A 17,855-nucleotide genomic window follows, 5' to 3' on the forward strand; every position below is an offset into this window, starting at 1 on the left:
GCCGTGATGTTGAGCGCTCACTCCTTCAAGCGGGGGAGGGGGCCCGTGCCGTCATCCCCGAAGCGGCTCACGTCCACGCCCACCGAGTCCAGCATGGAGATGAACAGGTTGGCGATGGGCTCCCCGCCGTAGCGCACGTGCCGTCCGGGAGTCACCGCGCCCCCGCCGCGCCCCGCGAGCACCACCGGCATGTCCGAGTGCCCGTGCGAGTTGCCGTCCGCCACCTCGCTGCCGAAGTACACCAGGGAGTTGTCCAGCAGCGTCGCATCCCCCTCGCGTACCGACTTCATCCGCTGCAGCAGGTAGCTGAACTGCTCCATCTCCCAGCGGTCTATCTTCGCGAGCGCCGCGTGGTTGTCCGCGTGGTGCTGGTGGTGCGAGTACGTGTGGTGCCCCGTCGTCAGCCCGAGGAAGTCATACACCCGGTCGCTGCGCCCGTTGCCGAGCATGAAGGTCGCCACCCGCGTCAGGTCGCACTGGAAGGCGAGCACCATCAGGTCGCACATCACCTTCGTCTTCTCGCGCACGTCGTTCGTTCGCTCGGGCCTCGGGCCCTTCGAGCACGTGGGGGCCTGCTGATCGAGCGCCGCCACACGCAGCTCCAGCTCTCGCACGCTGGTGAAGTACTCGTCCAGCTTGCGCCGGTCCTTCGTCCCCAGCCGCTGCTGGAGCGCCTTCGCGTCGTCGTTCACGAAGTCCAGGATGCTCTGCTCGTAGGCCTTTCGCTTTTCGATCTGCGCCCGCGTCGCATCCGGGTCGAAGCCCGCGAAGAGCCGGTCGAACACCGCCTGCGGGTTCGTCTCCTTGGCCCGGGGACTGGTGGGCCCCGCCCAGGAGATGTTGCGCGCATAGGCGCAGCTGAAGTTGGCGTCGCACGAGCCCGTTCCGTCGCCTCCGTCGTTGCCCAGCTCCAGCGAGGGAAGGCGCGTGTGGGGCCGCAGGGCCTTGGCGGCGAGCTGGTCCATGGAGACGCCCGCGCGAATGTCATCCTGCCTGCTCGTCTTGACCACCTTCACACAGGAGAGGAAGGCGCCCGTGCCCGCCGCGTGGTGGCCGAACTCGTCCGGCCGCCCTGGCTCGTGCGACAGCCCGGAGAGCACCAGCACGTCGTCCTTCACCGGTGCCAGCGGTTGCAGCGTGGGAGACAGTGTCCAGGACCGCCCGGTGCCGCGAGGCGTGAAGTTCGGCATGTAGAGGCCGCAGGGCACGTAGAAGACGGCCAGCCGGAGCGGCGTGGCGCCGGGTTCCGCCGCCCGGGCCACCGCGGGCCTCATCTGCTCCAGCAGGGGCAGGGCCATCAGCGCTCCCAGGCCCCGGAGCATCGTCCGCCGTGACAGCTTGGAGTCCTTCATCGTGAACCCTCCCCGTTCGTGTCCTCCGCCTCCCCACCGCGCGAGGTGAAGGCCTCGCTCCGGATGACGGAGAGGATGAGGTCCGACAGCCGGCCTCCGCTCGTCCGGGCCTTGCTCGCGATGTCGTCCAGCGTGCAGGCATCCGCGCTCGAGGGCCCGCGTCCCAGCCCGTAGGTGAGCAGGTGTTGGGCGATGCAGCGCTCCAGCCCCGGGTCCGACCCGAGGAGGGTGCGCAGCTCCACCCCATCCTTGAAGCGGACGCCTCCGGGCAGCTCGCCGCTCGGGTCCACCTGGGCACCGCTCACTTCCTCCTTTTGCCGCCACGCGCCCACCGCGTTGAAGTTCTCCAATCCGTAGCCGATGGGGTCCATCAACTGGTGGCACCCCGAGCAGGTGGGATCGCTGCTGTGCCGGGCCATGCGTTGCTTGATGCCCATGCTCGGGTCCACCGGCGGTGGCAGGCCCTCCACGTTGGGCGGAGGGGGAGGTGGTGCCTTGCACAGGAGTTGTTCGAGCACCCAGAGCCCCCGCTTCACCGGCGAGGTGCGGTCCGGGTGCGAGGTGACGGCGAGGATGGAGCCCTGTCCGAACAGGCCCGCGCGCTCCGGGTGCGCGGAGAGGTCCACCCGCGTCATCTGGCTCGTGCCCGGAGGGGGCAGGCCGTAGTGCCGGGCGAGCCGGTCGTTCACGTAGGTGAAGTTCGCGTCCAGCAGGTTTTTCGCCGGGTGGTCACCGTGGAGGAACTCGCGGAAGACGAGCCGCGTCTCCTGGCGCATGGCCTCGCGCAGCGAGTCGTCGAAGGGGTAGAGGAGCGGGTCCGGGTGGAGCGAGTCGAGCGCGCGCGTGTACAGCCATTGCCCGGCGAAGTTGTCCACCAGTGCCTCGGCCTTCGGATCCGCGAGCATGCGGCGCACCTGGCGCTCCAGCTCGTCGGGACTCCGCAGTGTCCCCGCGTCCGCCGCGGCCAGGAGCGCTTCGTCCGGCATGCTGCTCCACAGGAAGTACGAGAGGCGGCTGGCGAGCTCGTGGCCGTTGAGCGGGCGGGGCGCCGTGGAGGCCGGGTCCGGGTCCAGCTCCACGCGGTAGAGGAAGTGCGGAGAGAGGAGCACGGCCCGCAGGGCCAGCTTCATGCCCGCGTCGAAGCCCTCGCCATGTGCGCGCGCGAGCGGGAGGAAGGCCAGGAGCCGGTCCACCTCGGCCGGGGTGACGGGCCGGCGCCAGGCGCGGCGGGCGAAGGGCTCCAGGATGAGCCGCGCGCAGGGCAGCGGGTCCGCCGGGTCGGGCGTGCAGGTGCGCACGCGGGGCCACGAGGACTCCGCGAGCTTCTCCGCCGCGGCCGCATACTTCTCCATCAGTAGTGGCCCCAGGCTGAGCACGTCCGCGTTGTTGTCGAAGCCGTAGCCGTGGTCGTCCGCAGGGAAGTCTCGCGCCGGGCGGGTGGTGTCTCCCAGCAGGTCGCGCACCGTGTTGTCGTACTCGGCGCGGTTGAGCCGGTGCAGGGTGACGCGGCCCGGAGCCCTCGGGCCCTGGCAGGCCGGGTTGTTGGGCTCGGGAAGCTCTGTCTGGGAGGTGGGCGGCAATTCCTTCGCCTTCCGCAGCTCGTTGCTCGGACAGCCGGCGAGCAGGAGCGCACAGGCCGGGCCCGCCAGCACCTTCCGCCAGCCGTGGGGGAACTTCTTGGACACGTGGGACCTCCTCGCTCGGAGACGGCCCTGAGCAATTTCCCCACCAATCGCTTTCTTCGTGCTGGAGGGATGGGGTGGTGTCGGAAACCCATCGGAGCCGTGGGCAGGAGAAGGGACGGTGACGGAAGCGGCGTATCCCGCGTGACCGCCGCACGCGTCACTGTGGGACACGCACGTTCATGGCCTCCGCCCGAGGGATGTGTCTGGTTGCTGGCGCCGCGACATGATGGGCTCCACGAAAGGAGAGGGCATGCCGCACCGTTTCGTACGCCGTTGGGGAGGGCTGGTCGCTGTCTGCTCGCTGCTCGAGGCCTGTGCGAGCACGCTCGGCCGTGAAGCCCCGCGCCAGTATGCGCTCGATTCACTGAGCGCCAGCTGTCTGAAGAACCCTCTCTACTGCGCCACCGTGAGTGGAAGGGAGGTGGCCACCGGGCCGGTGCAGACGGTGGGGGCGGCCGTGGCGTCCGCCGCGGCGGTAGGCCACGCGCTGAGTCCCGAGATGATGACCTCCATCAAGGAGAAAATGAAGGAGTGCGCGAACAATGCGCGCACGGAGGTGTTGTCGCGGCTCAAGGGGACCTTCGAGGGGTTGGTTCCCAAGGAAGCCGAGTGCAAAGCCATGACGGTGGACGCACAGGGCCGGAGCGTGACGTGGGCCATCCGTCTCGGGTTGGAGATGCACGAAGTGGCACTGGCGTGTGCGCAGGCGAAGCTGGGTGAGCTGGGCTTGAAGTTCAGCCTCAAGCCGCGCTACCGGTTCAACAGGACGTCGAAGGAGAAGTCCCTCATCACCCCCGAGGAACTGGCGAAGCTGCTGCGGCAAGGGGGCGAGGAACTGAAGGGGACGCTGGAGCCGGATGTGGTCATCCATACGGGAGACCCGCTCCAGGTGCTGGTTGTCTATGACTTCAAGTTCCGCTGTGTGAACTTCGACCAGGAACCCGTGTGGAGAACGTACCCTCCGGGTCATCGGTACGCGGGTGAACGGCAAGGCGATATATACAAGGAGGCATTCGGGCCCGAAGTCCATCTCATTGGTCCTCGGGAAGGAGTCTTCTGGTGAGTGAGCGTTATCCGAGGATCCGTTTGCGCACGAGGTTTGGTGGCTACTCGGTGACCGAGGGGTTACGGCTGGATTTCTACATGCGCCGGCCGCACACGGAGATGGCGCGGGCCGTGGTGCGCTCGATGGACACCTACGTGAACGCGGTAGGAGCGGAGAATCTCGGCTTCTATGTGGACGACGAGGGGGATGGCCAGGTACTCAATGCGGAAGGCTGGGTGATCAACCGGCGCAAATTGCTGGAGGAACCCTGGCCACGTGTCATCCTGGTAGATGCCAGGGCGAGCGGTCCGCAGAGGTACCATTTCGAGTACCAGGGCAGGCGGCTCGACGACCCGGAGTGGCGGGGCTCGGACATGGAGGCGTGCGCGGCATCGTTCTGGCTCTCCACGGAGTACCTGGAGGAGCACGGCCCGGAGCGGGTCCGGGCACTGGCGCTGGAACTGGCGGCTCCTCTGCCCTTCTGCTCTGGCAACGGAGGCCTGGCTTTCCTGGGTCCGAACGGTGAAGAGGTTCGCGAGCGGTGCTTCCGCTACCCGGGCATGGACATCCCCGATGTGGAGTCCTTCTCGTACAACATTGGCACGCGGGTGCGCGGCCCCTCGTGGCTGACCTTCCTGGGCCAGCCGGTGTTGGGCGAACTGGGCGGCGTGGACGCCCTGCGTGCGCGGCTGCACGCGCCGGGAACCACGGTGCATGACCTGGACGGAGGCCGGGCGGTGGTGACGCTCGGAGAATGGCCAGAGGCGGGCGACACCGAGCAGGGCCGCACGCTGCCCGCCTACCGTGAGCTGGCGCGCGTGCTGGAGCCCTGGCGTTATGAAGGGCCCAAGTACGACAAGGACTTCTCTCCGGAAGAGAGACGCCGCTGGGAGCGCAGGTTCCTCGACTGACCTCCGCTCCGCCCTCAGCGCTCCATCTGGACGAGGAAGGTATTGGCGCCCGGCGTGGGGCTCAGCGGGCCGGTGCCGAAGTCCACCGGCGCCCGGAAGGTACCCGTGAGGGCGGTCTCTCCCTGGCGTGACACGGACAGGTCCACCGGCAGTGTCTGGGCGGACGGGTACGTGTGGCTCCACAGGAGCTTCCCCGAGGGACGCTGGAGCCGCAGCACGTACACGTTGGTCGCGCCCGGATAGCCTTCCATCGTGCCGAGCCCGAGGCCGAAGTCCTCGCCTCCCGTGTAGCGGCCGGCCACCACCAGGCCCGAGCCGTGGTCCATCTCCACCAGCCCCCACGTGCTGCCGAGCAGCGAGCCCCAGAGCGCGGCTCCCTCCTCTTCGTAGGCGAGCGCGAAGCCGCGGCTCGTGTACGCGTCGAACTCCCGGCCGCCGAAGACGATCTTCCCCGTGAAATAGCCAGACACCACCACCTGCCCACCATGGGCCGCCACGCTCATGGCCACGCCCGTGGCGCCCTCGAGCGACCGCGTCCAGGATGGAGTGCCCTCGGCGGACACTCGCGAGACGGAGGGCACGAGGAGCGGGGAAGGCGGGACGAAGCGGCCGCCGGCCAGGTACAGCTCTCCCGCGTCATCCTGCGCGAGGTCCATGGTCACGCCGCGCGCGGAATCGACATGCACCCAGCGCAGAGTGCCCTGGGCATCGTATTGGACGAGGTAGGGATTGCTGGCGCCGGTGACGGGTCCGTTGCCGAAGTCCACCTGGCCCGTCAGGGTGCCCGCGACGGTGATGTGGCCCCGCGTGTTGACGGCCAGCTTCGTGGCGGTGGTGGGCAGGGGACGGGACCACATCGGCGCTCCGTTCCCATCCATCCGTGCCAGGAAGGCCCCGGCGGGCAGCACGCGTCCGCCAAGCTCCAACCCACCGCTCTGCACGCCCGTGAGGAGCACGGTGTCATAGGGCTCCACGGCGAGGGCCAGTCCCCGCACGTAGGGAGTGCCCGTGCCCGGGGGCGCCGCGAGCAGCCGCGTCCACAGCAGCCTGCCCTGCATCGAGTACTTGGAGAGCACCAGGACGGAAGTGCCTGGAGGCACGCTCTCCTCGGAGTCGATGGGGGTTCGGTGGTTGCCCAGCGTGAGGACGTTGCCCCGCGAGTCGTGCACCACGGCCACGGGCGCATCCGTCTCCGTCGCGCTGCGAAGCGTGTTCACCCACTGAGTCCCGCCTCCGGAGAGCTTGCGCCGGGGCCCGCTCCGGAGCTCGTGCTCCTGGCTCGCGAGCTCTTCTGGCTTCCACTCCTCGCCGGAGCCGCAGCCCGCGAGCACGGCCAGCGTGAGCAAGAGGGTGGACCGCGGGTAGGGGCGCTTCAGGTCTCCGGCCATGACTGCCTCCTGCCGGCCTTCGCCGGCACTCGTCGGGCCAAGGTGGGGGTTGCCCGCCGACCTCTCAACGGTGAAGACGATCGCCGGTTCGAGCCTCTTGCCCGGGAGGACATCTCGCCCGTCTGGCCTTCAACAACCGTGGGGGCCTCGCCACTTCCAGTTTTTGAGAACTCGCGCGCCGTGCGCCTGCTCCATGTATGGGTTCAGGAGGGCCGGTGGTGAAAGGGTGGGCACGGCGGAGCGGAGGAGGTGTCTCGTGACGGATGCCGAGTGTCTGGAATTGCTGCGATGGGCCGCATTGCACTTGCAACTGCGCTACGAGGGCTTCCGCCGCGTGCGCGGGCAGGTGTGCAAGCGCGTGGGCCGGAGGATGAAGGCGCTGGGGGTGGTGGGGCTCCCCGCCTACCTCGAGCGGCTGGAGGCGGACCCGGCCGAGCGGGCCGTGCTGGATGCGCTGTGCCGGGTCACCATCTCTCGCTTCTACCGGGATCAGGGCGTCTTCGAGGCGCTTCGTGAATCGTTGCTGCCACAGATATTGGAGGCCGTACGGTCCCGGGGTGAGTCCGTCTTCCGCGTGTGGAGCGCGGGGTGTGCCTCGGGGGAGGAGCCGTACACCGTGGCCGTGCTCTTCCGGCTGGGCCTGTGGCCGCGCTTCCCGGAGTTCCGCCTGGAGCTGGTGGCCACCGACGCGGATGCCTCGCTGCTGGAGCGGGCCCGCCGTGGGTGCTACCGGCGCGCCACGCTGCGCGAGCTGCCCTCCGGGTGGGTGGACCAGGCCTTCTCCTCCGAGGGCGAGGAGCTGTGCCTGCGGCCCGAGTACCGCGAGGGGCTCGACTTCCGCTGCCAGGACTTGCGCCAGGGCATGCCCGAGGGCCCCTTCCACCTGGTGCTGTGCCGCAACGTGGCCTTCACCTACTTCGCCCGGCCCGTGCAGCGCGAGGTGCTGGCACGGCTGTTGGAGCGGCTGGTGCCCGGTGGGGTGCTCGCCATCGGCGCCCACGAGTCGCTCCCCGAGGACGCCGAGGGCCTCGTGCGCGCCGCGGGGGCGTTGCCCCTCTTCCACCCTGTTGGCCCACGCCTTTGACGCGTCTCGACTTGATGGAATGTAACAAATCCGTTAATCGCGAGAGTCTCTCATTTTCTGCGAATCGGAAATAACCGGTGCAGGAAGGATGCGAGCTCATGCGTAAGGTTTTGGGAGCAGTCGCGGCGGTGATGCTGTTGGGCTGTGGTGGCAGCACGCGCCCGGAGGCCCAGGCGGTGGACGGCCTGGAACTGAAGCAGGAGTCCGGTGCGGTGACCGGCCGCTTCGCGCAGGCGGGCGCCGAGGCGAGCTTCTCCTCGAAGCAGGTGGAGGAGGGCGTCTACCGGATCGAGGTGCGGCAGAACGGCATGTCGCTGACGGGCCTGGTGGACACGGTCAATGGCGTGTCGGACCTGGACGGCTTTGGCGAGGCGACGGGCCAGGACACGCAGATGCTGGACGGGGACCGCGAGGTGCTGACGGGCCTGTACGCGGCGCTCAACGCGCAGATTCCCGCGGGTGACGCGGCGGCGCCCGAGGCCAGGTACCTGCGGCGCGCGGTGAGCCTCTGGTCCCAGCACCCCACCTCCGTGGAGTTGCAGCGCACGGTGATGGGCGAGCAGGGCCGTGGCTACACCATGCTGTGCAGCTACGCGAAGTGTAACGGCTCCTGGACGGGCAGCTGCGGTGGCTCGTACAACTGGTACTCGTACGCCAAGCACGACTGCCAGCACGGCGGCTTCGACCTGGCGAAGAACCAGCAGATCGCCCAGCTCGGTGACCACACCTCGTGCAGCGGCGACGAGTTCTACATGAGCGGCACCTCGTGGGTGTGCGGCGAGCCGGACCACTGGAGCCGCCCGAAGGTGATGGGCATCTGCTTCGGCCGCTGCGGTGGTGGCTGCGGTGGTGACACCCAGTACACGCTGGACGCCACCAACCATGACGGTTGCGTGCGCAACGGCCACGCGCTGGCGAGTGCCTACTGCGACGACCAGTTCGTCTCCGCGAGCGACGACGAGATGTTCGCTGGCAACTGCTACTGAGATGCGCTGGCTGAACGTGAGGGCGGTGCCTCGTGCCGCGTTGTGGCTGGGCCTGGTGGCCGCCCTCGGCTGTAATACGGAGTCCCGGAAGACCGAGGCCGCGCGGACCACGGTGCAGCGCTTCTTCGAGGAGCTGCCCTCGGGGGACTGCGCGGTGCTCGCTCCCTTGCTGACCGGCAAGGAGGGCGGCACCTGCCAGGCGACCGTGCAGGAGCTGAACGAGCACGGCGTCTCCCTGGTGGAGGTGCTGGACGCGAAGGTGGACGGGCGGGACTCGAGCGCGGTGGTGGTGCGCGCGCGGGTGGCGCGGGACGGGAAGGTCCGCGAGCAGCCCATGTTACTGCGCGTGGAGCAGCACCCGGACGGCTGGAAACTGCGCCTGTAGGGGCGGCGCGCCGGACGGTTTTGGGAGAGAATGGAGGAGCGATGAACAACCGGTCCCGTGTCCTTCTCCCGCTCGGTGCGGCCCTGGTGTTGGGGGCCGCGCTGATGCTTCGCTTCGTGCCCACCGGGCCGCCGCCGGCCGTAGCTCCGGCCGGGGCGCCGCCGCCCGTGACGGTGTCTCCGAGCGCTCCGTCCGCGTCCATATCCATTCCAGCGGATGCGCGCGCGCGGCTGGCCGAAAAGGTGAAGTCCAGGCAGGGCGAGGGGGGGACGTCCGAGGAGCGCAGGGCGACGGTGGTGCCCATTGGCCCGGGGGACGTGGTGCCGGAGCCCGAGGTGGCCAATCCATTGCCGCAGCAGAACGATCCCATCGAGCCGGAGAAGCCGCAGACGGCGGAGTGGAAGCACGGGAAGCTGGTGCGCATGACGGAGCTGATGACGCGGGACGTGGAGCGGCTGGAGGAGGAGAGGGCGGAGGCGGAGGCGAGCGGGAACAAGGAGGAGGCGAGGCGGCTGGCGATACAGCTGTCGCGTCACCGGGCGAGGCTGGCGACGCTGCACGAGCAGACGGCGGCCCTGGCGGGACAGGCGAGCCAGGAGCAGGCGGAGCGGTGAGCATCGCGTGAAGCGGTGAAGGTCACGTGAAGCGGTGAAGGTCACGTGAAGCGGTGAGCGTCGCATGAAGCAGTGAAGGTCACGTGAAGCGGTGAGCGTCGCGTGAAGCGGTGAGCACCAGCTCCGGACACATCCCCTCTCCCCTCGGGAGAGGGACGGGGTGAGGGTATCGGATGAACCCGGGTTGCGATCACCCTCTCCCTCTGGGAGAGGGCTGGGGTGAGGGTCTGCGCGGAACCCAAGTCCTGCTGTGGCTCGCGCTGTGGATGCTGAGTGCCTGTGCCCCGACATCGCCCACGCCGAGCCCCTCCATCCGAGCGGACACCGTGGTCTCGGGAACCGAGGCCCCGGATGACACCGCGGTGGTCGCCCTGTTGGCGAGGCGGGCGCGCTGTACGGGAGAGCCGCTCACGCTGCTGTGCACGGGGTCGCTGATCGCCCCGGACGTGGTGCTGACGGCGGCGCACTGCCTGGAGATCTTCGGGACGGACGGGGCCTACGAGGTCTTCCTCGGGACGAAGCTGTTGCCGGAGCCCGAGCCCGGGGGCCGTTTCGTCCGGGTGGCCAGCGCGGTGCGGCACCCGGGCTACGAGCGAACGAGCCACGCCTACGACGCGGCGCTGCTGCGCCTGGCGAAACCGGTGAACGAATCTCCCCTCCCACTTCCCGAGCCCGGGAAGGCTCCACTGGAGCCAGGCCAATCCGCGCGGGTGGTGGGTTTCGGAGACACGAAGGACGCGAGCGCCCCCGCGGGGCAGCGCCGCCAGGGAACGCTGGTCCTGACACAGGTGGAAGCGAGCGGCTTCCGAGCGGACCCCGCGCCGTCCATGAGCTGCGTGGGGGACAGTGGAGGGCCGGTGCTGGTGCGAGGCGCGGAGGGAGGCGAGGTCCTCGTGGGAGTCACGGCGAGTGGTGACGTGGCCTGCCGCGAGGAGGCCTTCAACGTCCGGGTGGACGCGCTGCTCGAGGACTTCATCCAGCCCTTCCTCGCCGGGCAACGGGAGCCACGAGGCCCGGAGTTACCCCTCGAGTCCCTGTGCACCGCCCCCTGTACGAGCGATGCGCAGTGCCCGGCGGGGCTCGCGTGCGAGACGGTGGCGGAGGGAGGAGCGGCGCGTTGCCTCCAGCCCGCGTTGCAGGAGGGGAACTACGGCGCCCTGTGTTCCGAGGACGCGCAATGCGGAGCGGGCAGCGTCTGCGCGCGCCTGGAGCCCGAGGGCGAGGACGCGTGCCGCTGCTTCACTCCCTGTGTCCCGGCACCGCTCCCCGAGGAGGCGAGCGGTTGCACGGGAGCGCCGGGCGCGAGCCCCTGGGTATGGGGGCTGGGCGCGTGGAGGCTGCTCGTCAGGAGGGGCCGGGCGCTCAGCCGCCGTGGATGGGCAGGCGCTTGCGCGGGCCGCCGCGGTGGGTGATGTCCATTTCGCTCGGGGCCTTCTTGCGGCCCTGCACGGGCGAGCCGCGCTTGGCGCGCGTCTCCTGGCGCTGTTTGGCCTCGTTGCGGGGATTCTTCGGACGCTCCTCGCGGCGGTAGGCGGCGGCGGACTCGGTGGCGACCGTCTTGCGGTGCGGCCCGTGGCGGTACTGAGCGGCGGCCTCGTCCGGAATCGTCTTGCGGCGCGAGGTGGAGCTCCCCGTTTCGGGCAGGGGCAGCTTGAGACTCTGGGCCCTCTTGCCCTCGCCGGGCGGACGGCGCCGGCTGACGGAGCGCTCGGTCGTCTTCGCGCGGCCGACGACGCCACCGCTCTTCTTCAGGGCGTGGGTGCTCTTGCCGGCGGGGACTTCACCGATGTCCGAGGCCTTCACCGTCAGGGTGGTGCCCTTGGCCTTGGCGCGTCTGGCACGTAACTGCTGGGTCTTCTCTGGCATGGGTTCTCCCCCCCAATGGAGGTAGGGATGGCCGGCCGGAATGACCAGGGGAGGCCGGACCATCACAGGGGTGTCTGGGTTGTCGGTGGATGGGGAAGCGCTACAGGGCGTTCCCGCGCTTCGTCTTGCGCCGGGTGACGGTCCGCTTGCCGGGCCGCACCTCGGTGGTGGCGGGCCCGTGCCCCACGGGCTCCGTCATGGCCGGGCCAGGGGTAGCCTTGCGCAGCAGCTTCTGCCGCCGCAGGGCCGCGGCCTGGTCGCGCGGCACGGTCTTCTTGCCCCTGCCGACACCCTGGGACTGAAGGTTGGGTTGAGCCTCGTCGGCGCTCGTCACCCGCCTCTTGTTCTTGATACCTGCTACCCGGGTCCTGACTGCCATAGAGTGGCCTCCTGCATCGGAGGTAAGGACGCCCGGGCTGGTTTTCCATCCCCCCGCTGGCTCACCCGTATGCCGGGCGCTCGCTGGCTCAGCGCCCCAACCCGGCCGTGGCCCGCGGGCAGTCCTTCACGATGGCCTGCGCCTGCGCGTCCCCGTCTTCCGCCTCGCTCAGCGCGCGCGACACGGAGGTGGAGCACTTGAAGGGCGAGGGCGGTGTCTTCGCGTTGCAGCAGCGCCACCCGTCCAGCTTCTTCAGGTAGCCGAGCGCCTCGCGCTTCGTGGGCAGCACGATGAACCACACCGAGGCGAACACCATCACCAGCCAGAAGCCCTGCCAGACCAGGCCGCGCTGCCACTTCTTGGTGAACGCGGGCACGGCCTCCGGCTGCACCTTCTGGATGCGATCGCAGTAGCGCCGCTGCACGAAGGGCGAGATGATCAGGTCCACCGGGACGAGCACGGCCCGCACGAGGCCGCGCACTGGACCCGGCGGGCTCCCGTCCGCCACCAGCCGCAGGCCGAGGACACCCCGCCACAACGTCCACCCGCTCAGCCCGCCCGCCAGGGACATGGCGACCCACGTCACCACCGCGGCCACCACGAGCGCCCCCGGCGTCCGGTCCACGTCCAGCGCCCGCAGCGCTCCCCAACCCAGCAGCGCCGAGGTGGCCAGGTCCAGAAGGTCCGCGAACCACAGCCGCCACAGGTAGCGGGTGTCGGCCGGTTCGAACTCCGAGGAGAACAGCGAGTCGCTCATTCGCTCCCAGCATAGTCCGCGAATCGCGCCCGTCTCGGATTTGTTGCGCGCGGGGGCTCACCCGCCGTCGCGCTTGAGGTGCATCTGGCTGGGGGGCTTCTTGCGCCCGCGCACGGGCACCTCTCCGTGGGGACGCTTCGGCAGGTGGGGCTCCGAGGCCGGCCCCAGCCGTGCCCGGGCCAGGAGCCGCTCGCGCCGGAGCAGCGGGAGCTCATCCCGGAAGGGGATGGGTCTGCCCTTGCTCGACTGGGGGCCATTTTGCACGGCATACGTCGCCGCGTGGCGCCGGTTCTTGATGCCGACCGAGTCCGATCGAACCGCCATGGTGCTCTCCCTCCTCTGCAAGGAGAGGAATGGGCCCGGCGGACGGCACCGTCATCTCAGCGGGGGGCGGCTCGGGGCGCTGATCGCCCGCTCGCGGGACGGGAGGGGGATTCAGGAGGTGCGGCGCTTGCCCTTCGCGAGCTCGTCGATGGAGAAGAGCAGGCCTTCCCGGGGAGCGGACGTGGGCGCGGACTCGGCCGTGCGGGCGGCGGAGCGCTTGGACTTCGCGGGCTTCTCGTTGGCCGTCTCCACCAGGGTGGCCTTCACGGCGCGGCCCGAGCGGTTCGGCACGGCCTTGAGGGGCGGCAGGTGAACCTTGCGGCAGTTGCGGCACCAGGACTGCGGCCGGCGCTCGCCGCGGATGATGCGCGTGCCGAAGTCCTGCTCGGTGGGGCCGATGTGGCCGCAGCGGGGGCAGCGCGACAACGCCGTCTTCCCCACTTCCTTCGCCAACTGCCGCCCGTGCTGCACCACCAGCGACAGCGCCGCCACGAATCCCATCTTCTTGGGGGGCGCCGCCGGCTTGCGAGCCCGCTTCTTCCGCCCGCTTCGGCTCTGGACAGGCATCAGGTCCGCCCCGTCGAGAAGGTTGCCCTGCTCAAGGACTCGCAACGCGCCGTTGGTGGTCGAGTGGCTCACGGCTCTACTCATACTAGGGGGGTCTGACACGCCTTGCTGATCGGCCAGGTCGCCTGGCCGCTCCCCTGCCTCCCGGCCTTCCCCGAGCCAGTCCGTCCCCTCAGCCCGGGTCCCCAGAAGCTCCTTCCTGATCGGCCGCTCCCGCCAGCCCCCCGCCCATGCCCACCTTCCAGAAAACGACACTCCAGAGGAGATCCACATGGCCGACACGCCCACCGGCGGACCCATGAGCCGCAGTGAGAAGCGCCACCAATCCCACCTTGGCCGCAGCTACGCCGTCTTCATCAAGCACCTGTCCGAGGTCGGGAAGTTGGAGCCGGGGGTGGTTGAGTGTGCGGCGGTGTCGGTCATCAACGCGTTGCTGCACCGCATCCAGCCGGAGGAGGCGAAGGATCTGGAGGCGCAGCTGCCGCGCAAGCTGCTGGAGTTCCTGCCCAAGGAGGAGGGGCAGAAGCCGGCGCGGACGTATGGCCGGACGCGGGACGACTTCCTGCGGGTGGTGGCGGAGGACCTGGGCAAGGACGCCTCCGAGGTGGAGACCCTCGTGCGCGCCGTGTTCCTGGGCCTGCGCGAACACATCTCGGAGGGCGAGGCCCAGGACGTGGAGAGCAACCTGCCGCCGGATCTGCAGGACCTGTGGCGGCGCACGCAGTAGCGGGCAGGTGCTCGGGGGAGACCTCCCGGCCGCGCGGCGGAGCAGCTGGTCCAGCAATCGGACCCGTTGCTCCCGGTCGCGGCCGGAGCCTCAGGGCGCGCTCGTGTCGCCTCCTCCGGCGGTGGAGGGGGGGAAGACGGGGGTGCCGCCCGGGGTGGTCGGGTCGTGCGGAAGGCTGCCGCGCGGGCTGCGCAGGTAGACGAAGGGCGTGGCGAACAGGAAGTTGCTCACCCGGGACGTATAGATGTCCGCGTAGCGCTCCACCTGGCGCGCCAGGTGGCTCTTGTCGTTGCCCGCCCGCGTCAGAAGGCCCCAGATGGGGTTGGACAGCTCGCTGGCGGCGCGCGCCATGGGGCCCAGCTCCGCGTCCAGCTCCTCCAGTTGCAGGCGCAGCTCGGAGGCGCGGGTGTGCAACTGCTCGTCCGGAGGTGAGGGCTCGCGCGGGCCGTAACCCAGCCGCCGCCGCTGCAACTCCAGCCGCACCTGGCAGGCCTCGGCCTCCAGCCGCTCCTTGTGCTGCATGCGCTCGGCCAGCCGCGCCTCGGTGGCCCGGAAGGCGCTGATGGCGCGAATCTCGTCCTCCAGCTCGCGGATGACGAGCGCGGTGCGCCAGCGCAGCACGTTCTTGGTGACGTGCACGTCGCCGAACATGTGGTCGCCCACGTAGAGGATCTCATCCCCGCTCATGCCCAGCGAGCGCTCCACCTCCGTGGCGCTGCCGCCGAAGTAGGGCACTCCCGGCTTGAGCGGCCCCGAGTGCGGACGCAGCAGCCCCTCCTGTCCCTGCGCCGTCACCACCTCGAAGAGCGAGGAGCGCGTGGTGAAGAACTCGGGCTTGCGCGCGCTGACGATGACCACGTCGAACAGCTCGCGCCACGTCATCCCCTTGAGGAAGGGATCGAACGCCGCGTGCATCATGGGCAGCGTGTACGCCCACTCGCTGTTGGTGATGAGCAGCAGCTTCTTGCCCGCGTTCTTTTGATCCAACAGCGCCAGGGCCGTGTCCGGCTCGGCCAGCACGTAGCGGCCCGGGTCGGCGATGATCTCCGCCTTGAGCGCGCCCTCCATGTGCGTGGCGTCCAGGCTGCGGCGCACGTGCTCGTAGACGTCCGTGTAGCCCATGGGCCCGGCGAGCATGCCGGCATCCAGCAGATCCACCACCTGGCAATACAGACACGCCTCGGAAAGTGAGAACAAGGTATTGAGAAAAACCCAGCGCCGCTCGGACAGGTCGATGATGGTGCGGGCGTACTCGTTGCGCTGGGACTCGAAGTCCATGGGCCGGGTGCCATGGAGGGCCTTCTTCACGAAGCCGAAGCGGTTGGCCTTGAGGAGGTTGCCTTTTTCGGTGTCGATGATCAGGCCGCGCATGGCCAGCATCGGATCGAAGGTGAGGTGGCCCACGGGCCAGCCCTGCGCCACGAGCCGATCGCGCATGTGCTCGTAGGCCCTTTGTTCCCACGCCTCCACTTTGTAATGGATGAGCGTGTAGTCCATGTCATAGCCGATGGCCTTGATGGCCCTCATGTTGAGGGTGCGATTACAGAAGAGCCCGCGCTCGGGTGGGGGGGCTGTCAGGTTCCCGGTCATATGCCTACGTTCGTGCCCTGGCCGGTGCCAAAAGTCGATACTTCTGGCGGGGTGGGCGTTGGTGGAGGGCGGGGAGCTGGCCAGGACCCGCCGCAGAGTGAGGGGAGTCGAACATGCGGGGTCTGCCAGGGCTCGCGGTGTTGGTGATGGCGTTGGTGGCGGGGGGAGCGAGTGCCGAGGACGGGTGGGAACAGGTCGCCGACGGCGAGGTGACCATCCGGGTTCGCAAACGGGCGGACATTCCCGGCTGCCGGGAAATCTGGGCGGAAGGCGTGATGAATGCCGGCATCCAGGACATCCAGTCGGTGCTTCGAGACCATGAGAGCTTCCGGCAGTGGATGCCCTATGTGACGGAATCGCGGGTGCTGTCGACAGGGCCCGAGGGAACGCGCGTCACGTACACGAAGTTGGACCTGCCCGTCGTCTCCAACCGGGACTACGTGGTGCGCGTGGTGGACGAGCAGCTGCTGGAGGCGGATGGGACGGGCACGTTCCGCCAGAAGTGGTCCGCGGACAACCAGGCCCTGCCGGAGCAGGAGGGTGTGGTGCGGCTGCGTCACAACGAGGGCAGCTGGGTCATCACCCCGCGCGGTGAGGGCAAGGCGCACTTCGTCTACCGCTTCACGGTGGAGACCGGTGGCTCCATTCCCGGCTTCCTGGCGGGGTTCGGCCAGAAGGACGCGGTGCTGGACACGGTGCGCGCGGTGGAGAAGCGGGCGCGCAAGCAGGCCTCGGCGCGTGTCGCATCGGGTCAGCCGGCGACGGGCGGTTCTCCCCGGCCGCTGTAGGACTCAGGGCGTGGGACTCAGGACAGCCCCACCCCGAGCAGCACGAGGGTGAGGGTGCCGGCCACGCCCAGCGTCCAGCCGATGGAGTGCAGCTTGCGGGGTGAGGGCAGGGCCACGCACAGGCCGAGCGCCACGAGGCCCACGGGCAGCAGCGCCAGCACACGCAGGGGCTGGAGCCCGGAGGCGAGCGCCCAGAGGACCGCGCTGAGGAGAGCGGCGGCTACGAAGGCCGCGCCCGTGCACCGCAGCCGCTCGCGGTGTGCGTGGGGCCGGTGGCTGGCGATGACGGTGCGCACGGCCAGGGTGGCCAGCCCGAAGGACAACCCATAGGTGCCCCAGAGCGTCAGCGCGGTGGAGGCGGGCATGCCTCCGGCCATGGCGATGGGCACGGCCCAGGCTCCGAGCGCGAGCGCGGCGAGCACCTCGCCCGAGAGGGTGCGCTCCTGCCGCTTCCAGGCGAGCAGGAGCACCTCGCCGCCGAGGATGACGGGCAACATGAGGAAGGGCCGGGCCTCGGCGGGCAGGGAGAGCGCGCCAAGCACGAAGGCAAGTGCACCCCACGCACCGACGAGCAGGCCCCACCACCGGGCGCGGGCGCCATCCCGCTCGCCGCGGCGCGCGCCCCGGTGGCCGAGCAGCAGCAGCAACGGCTCATGGGCGAGCAGGCAGGCGAGCGCGGCGCCGGCGAGCCAGAGGGCGCTGGCGGGCGCGCCGGAGACGAAGAGGGCGGTGGCCAGGGGCAGGCCGAGCTGGAACCAGACACCGTGCTCGCGGGGAAGGAGTCCCTGGAGGAGCGAGCCCGTGGGGTGGGTGGAGAGGGATGTCATCGCGTGTCCTCGTGCATGCCCACACCTGGAGCAAGGGGTGTTCCAGCTCGCGATCGGGAGGAGCTGGGAGCCCGCCTGCGCAATGGGTGCACAGGACGTCGTGGGGGCCGCAAAGCTTGCGCGTGGGGGGCGGGTTTCCCAGGAGAGGGCGGCGGGAGGCACGGTTCCTGAAATGGGCTGCGACCACTGGCCGGTGGTCCCCCTGGGGCGCGCCGGAGAAGTGGGGAAGCGCCATGGACACGTTGAGGAACGAGGCACGGACCGCGTTGATGCAGCGGCGGAGCAGCTTGCGAGGCCTGCTGCGGCTCACCCTGACGGAGGCCGGTGGGCAGGGGAGCAGGCGGGAGCCGGACCTGGTGGACGAGGCGGGTGAGAAGCGCGCGGAGCGGGTCCAGGCGCGGCTGTCGGAGCGGGAGGAGCGGGAGTTGAGGGACATCGACGACGCGCTGGTGCGCATCGAGCAGGGCCGGTTCGGGCACTGCTCGCGCTGCGGCGGGGCGATCGGCCGGCACCGGCTGCGGGCCATCCCCGAGGCGCGTCACTGCATGGCGTGCAGCGAGCAGGTGGGCCGCTGAGGCCT

General features: G+C 69.8%; 20 protein-coding genes. 10 read left to right on the top strand and 10 right to left on the bottom strand.

What is annotated here, in order from left to right:
• Nucleotides 1–17 precede the first annotated feature (17 nt).
• Nucleotides 18–1,352 (bottom strand): DUF1552 domain-containing protein, encoded by a 1,335-nt coding sequence (locus BO221_RS38385; RefSeq protein WP_073565823.1) that lies wholly within the window; start codon nt 1,350–1,352, stop codon nt 18–20.
• A complete protein-coding gene (locus tag BO221_RS38390) occupies nt 1,349–3,037 on the bottom strand; it encodes a DUF1592 domain-containing protein (protein WP_073565824.1) in 1,689 nt (562 codons plus the stop codon). Before BO221_RS38390 ends, BO221_RS38385 begins: the two co-directional genes overlap by 4 nt.
• A 250-nt stretch (nt 3,038–3,287) precedes the next feature.
• Here BO221_RS38390 and BO221_RS38395 point away from each other — a divergent pair, with 250 nt between their 5' ends.
• Nucleotides 3,288–4,100, top strand: a complete 813-nt coding sequence (locus BO221_RS38395; protein ID WP_083682048.1) for a hypothetical protein — start codon at nt 3,288–3,290, stop codon at nt 4,098–4,100.
• A complete protein-coding gene (locus BO221_RS38400; RefSeq protein WP_083682050.1) occupies nt 4,097–4,993 on the top strand; it encodes a type VI immunity family protein in 897 nt (298 codons plus the stop codon). The genes BO221_RS38395 and BO221_RS38400 overlap by 4 nt, the downstream gene beginning before the upstream one ends.
• A 14-nt stretch (nt 4,994–5,007) precedes the next feature.
• Here the strand turns inward: BO221_RS38400 and BO221_RS38405 are convergent, their stop codons facing one another.
• The gene (locus BO221_RS38405) at nt 5,008–6,381 is read right to left on the bottom strand and encodes a hypothetical protein (protein WP_073565825.1); all 1,374 of its coding nucleotides are present in this window, start codon (nt 6,379–6,381) and stop codon (nt 5,008–5,010) included.
• Between the two features lie 256 nt (nt 6,382–6,637).
• Between BO221_RS38405 and BO221_RS38410 the strand changes: the two genes are divergently transcribed.
• From BO221_RS38410 to BO221_RS38430, 5 genes are all read left to right on the top strand, one after another.
• Nucleotides 6,638–7,465, top strand: a complete 828-nt coding sequence (locus BO221_RS38410) for a protein-glutamate O-methyltransferase CheR (RefSeq protein ID WP_073565826.1) — start codon at nt 6,638–6,640, stop codon at nt 7,463–7,465.
• Between the two features lie 98 nt (nt 7,466–7,563).
• Nucleotides 7,564–8,451 carry a hypothetical protein gene (locus BO221_RS38415; protein WP_073565827.1) on the top strand — a complete coding sequence of 296 codons (888 nt, stop codon included), beginning with the start codon at nt 7,564–7,566 and terminating at the stop codon, nt 8,449–8,451.
• A 1-nt stretch (nt 8,452) separates the two neighbouring features.
• Nucleotides 8,453–8,836: a hypothetical protein gene (locus BO221_RS38420; protein ID WP_073565828.1), complete on the top strand. Its 384-nt coding sequence runs from the start codon at nt 8,453–8,455 to the stop codon at nt 8,834–8,836.
• A 41-nt stretch (nt 8,837–8,877) separates the two neighbouring features.
• The gene (locus BO221_RS38425) at nt 8,878–9,450 is read left to right on the top strand and encodes a hypothetical protein (RefSeq protein ID WP_073565829.1); all 573 of its coding nucleotides are present in this window, start codon (nt 8,878–8,880) and stop codon (nt 9,448–9,450) included.
• 326 nt (nt 9,451–9,776) lie between these two features.
• Nucleotides 9,777–10,862 carry a trypsin-like serine protease gene (locus tag BO221_RS38430; RefSeq protein ID WP_233166446.1) on the top strand — a complete coding sequence of 362 codons (1,086 nt, stop codon included), beginning with the start codon at nt 9,777–9,779 and terminating at the stop codon, nt 10,860–10,862.
• Here the strand turns inward: BO221_RS38430 and BO221_RS56685 are convergent.
• The 5 genes from BO221_RS56685 to BO221_RS38455 all read right to left on the bottom strand — a co-directional run bounded on the left by BO221_RS56685 (nt 10,813) and on the right by BO221_RS38455 (nt 13,415).
• Nucleotides 10,813–11,316: a hypothetical protein gene (locus BO221_RS56685; protein WP_233166447.1), complete on the bottom strand. Its 504-nt coding sequence runs from the start codon at nt 11,314–11,316 to the stop codon at nt 10,813–10,815. The genes BO221_RS38430 and BO221_RS56685 overlap by 50 nt on opposite strands.
• Nucleotides 11,317–11,416: 100 nt before the next feature.
• Nucleotides 11,417–11,695: a hypothetical protein gene (locus BO221_RS38440; RefSeq protein ID WP_073565830.1), complete on the bottom strand. Its 279-nt coding sequence runs from the start codon at nt 11,693–11,695 to the stop codon at nt 11,417–11,419.
• A gap of 88 nt (nt 11,696–11,783) precedes the next feature.
• Nucleotides 11,784–12,452: a hypothetical protein gene (locus tag BO221_RS38445; RefSeq protein WP_073565831.1), complete on the bottom strand. Its 669-nt coding sequence runs from the start codon at nt 12,450–12,452 to the stop codon at nt 11,784–11,786.
• 57 nt (nt 12,453–12,509) lie between these two features.
• The gene (locus BO221_RS38450) at nt 12,510–12,776 is read right to left on the bottom strand and encodes a hypothetical protein (RefSeq protein WP_073565832.1); all 267 of its coding nucleotides are present in this window, start codon (nt 12,774–12,776) and stop codon (nt 12,510–12,512) included.
• Nucleotides 12,777–12,887: 111 nt separating this feature from the next.
• Nucleotides 12,888–13,415, bottom strand: a complete 528-nt coding sequence (locus BO221_RS38455; RefSeq protein ID WP_073565833.1) for a zinc ribbon domain-containing protein — start codon at nt 13,413–13,415, stop codon at nt 12,888–12,890.
• A 199-nt stretch (nt 13,416–13,614) separates the two neighbouring features.
• On the opposite strand from BO221_RS38455, the gene BO221_RS38460 reads away from it, so the two are divergent.
• Nucleotides 13,615–14,070, top strand: coding sequence for a DUF2267 domain-containing protein (locus BO221_RS38460; RefSeq protein ID WP_073565834.1), 456 nt, complete (start codon nt 13,615–13,617; stop codon nt 14,068–14,070).
• A gap of 90 nt (nt 14,071–14,160) precedes the next feature.
• Here the strand turns inward: BO221_RS38460 and BO221_RS38465 are convergent, their stop codons facing one another.
• Nucleotides 14,161–15,660 carry an HAD-IG family 5'-nucleotidase gene (locus BO221_RS38465; RefSeq protein ID WP_073565835.1) on the bottom strand — a complete coding sequence of 500 codons (1,500 nt, stop codon included), beginning with the start codon at nt 15,658–15,660 and terminating at the stop codon, nt 14,161–14,163.
• A gap of 113 nt (nt 15,661–15,773) precedes the next feature.
• Here BO221_RS38465 and BO221_RS38470 point away from each other — a divergent pair, with 113 nt between their 5' ends.
• Nucleotides 15,774–16,448: an START domain-containing protein gene (locus BO221_RS38470; protein WP_073565836.1), complete on the top strand. Its 675-nt coding sequence runs from the start codon at nt 15,774–15,776 to the stop codon at nt 16,446–16,448.
• A gap of 17 nt (nt 16,449–16,465) precedes the next feature.
• Here the strand turns inward: BO221_RS38470 and BO221_RS38475 are convergent, their stop codons facing one another.
• Complete coding sequence (locus BO221_RS38475) at nt 16,466–17,275, bottom strand: YwiC-like family protein (RefSeq protein ID WP_073565837.1); 810 nt, start codon at nt 17,273–17,275, stop codon at nt 16,466–16,468.
• A gap of 233 nt (nt 17,276–17,508) precedes the next feature.
• On the opposite strand from BO221_RS38475, the gene BO221_RS38480 reads away from it, so the two are divergent.
• Nucleotides 17,509–17,850 carry a TraR/DksA family transcriptional regulator gene (locus tag BO221_RS38480; RefSeq protein WP_233166448.1) on the top strand — a complete coding sequence of 114 codons (342 nt, stop codon included), beginning with the start codon at nt 17,509–17,511 and terminating at the stop codon, nt 17,848–17,850.
• The last annotated feature ends 5 nt before the right edge of the window (nt 17,851–17,855 follow it).

Source organism: Archangium sp. Cb G35 (assembly GCF_001896145.1).
Taxonomy (GTDB): domain Bacteria; phylum Myxococcota; class Myxococcia; order Myxococcales; family Myxococcaceae; genus Archangium; species Archangium violaceum.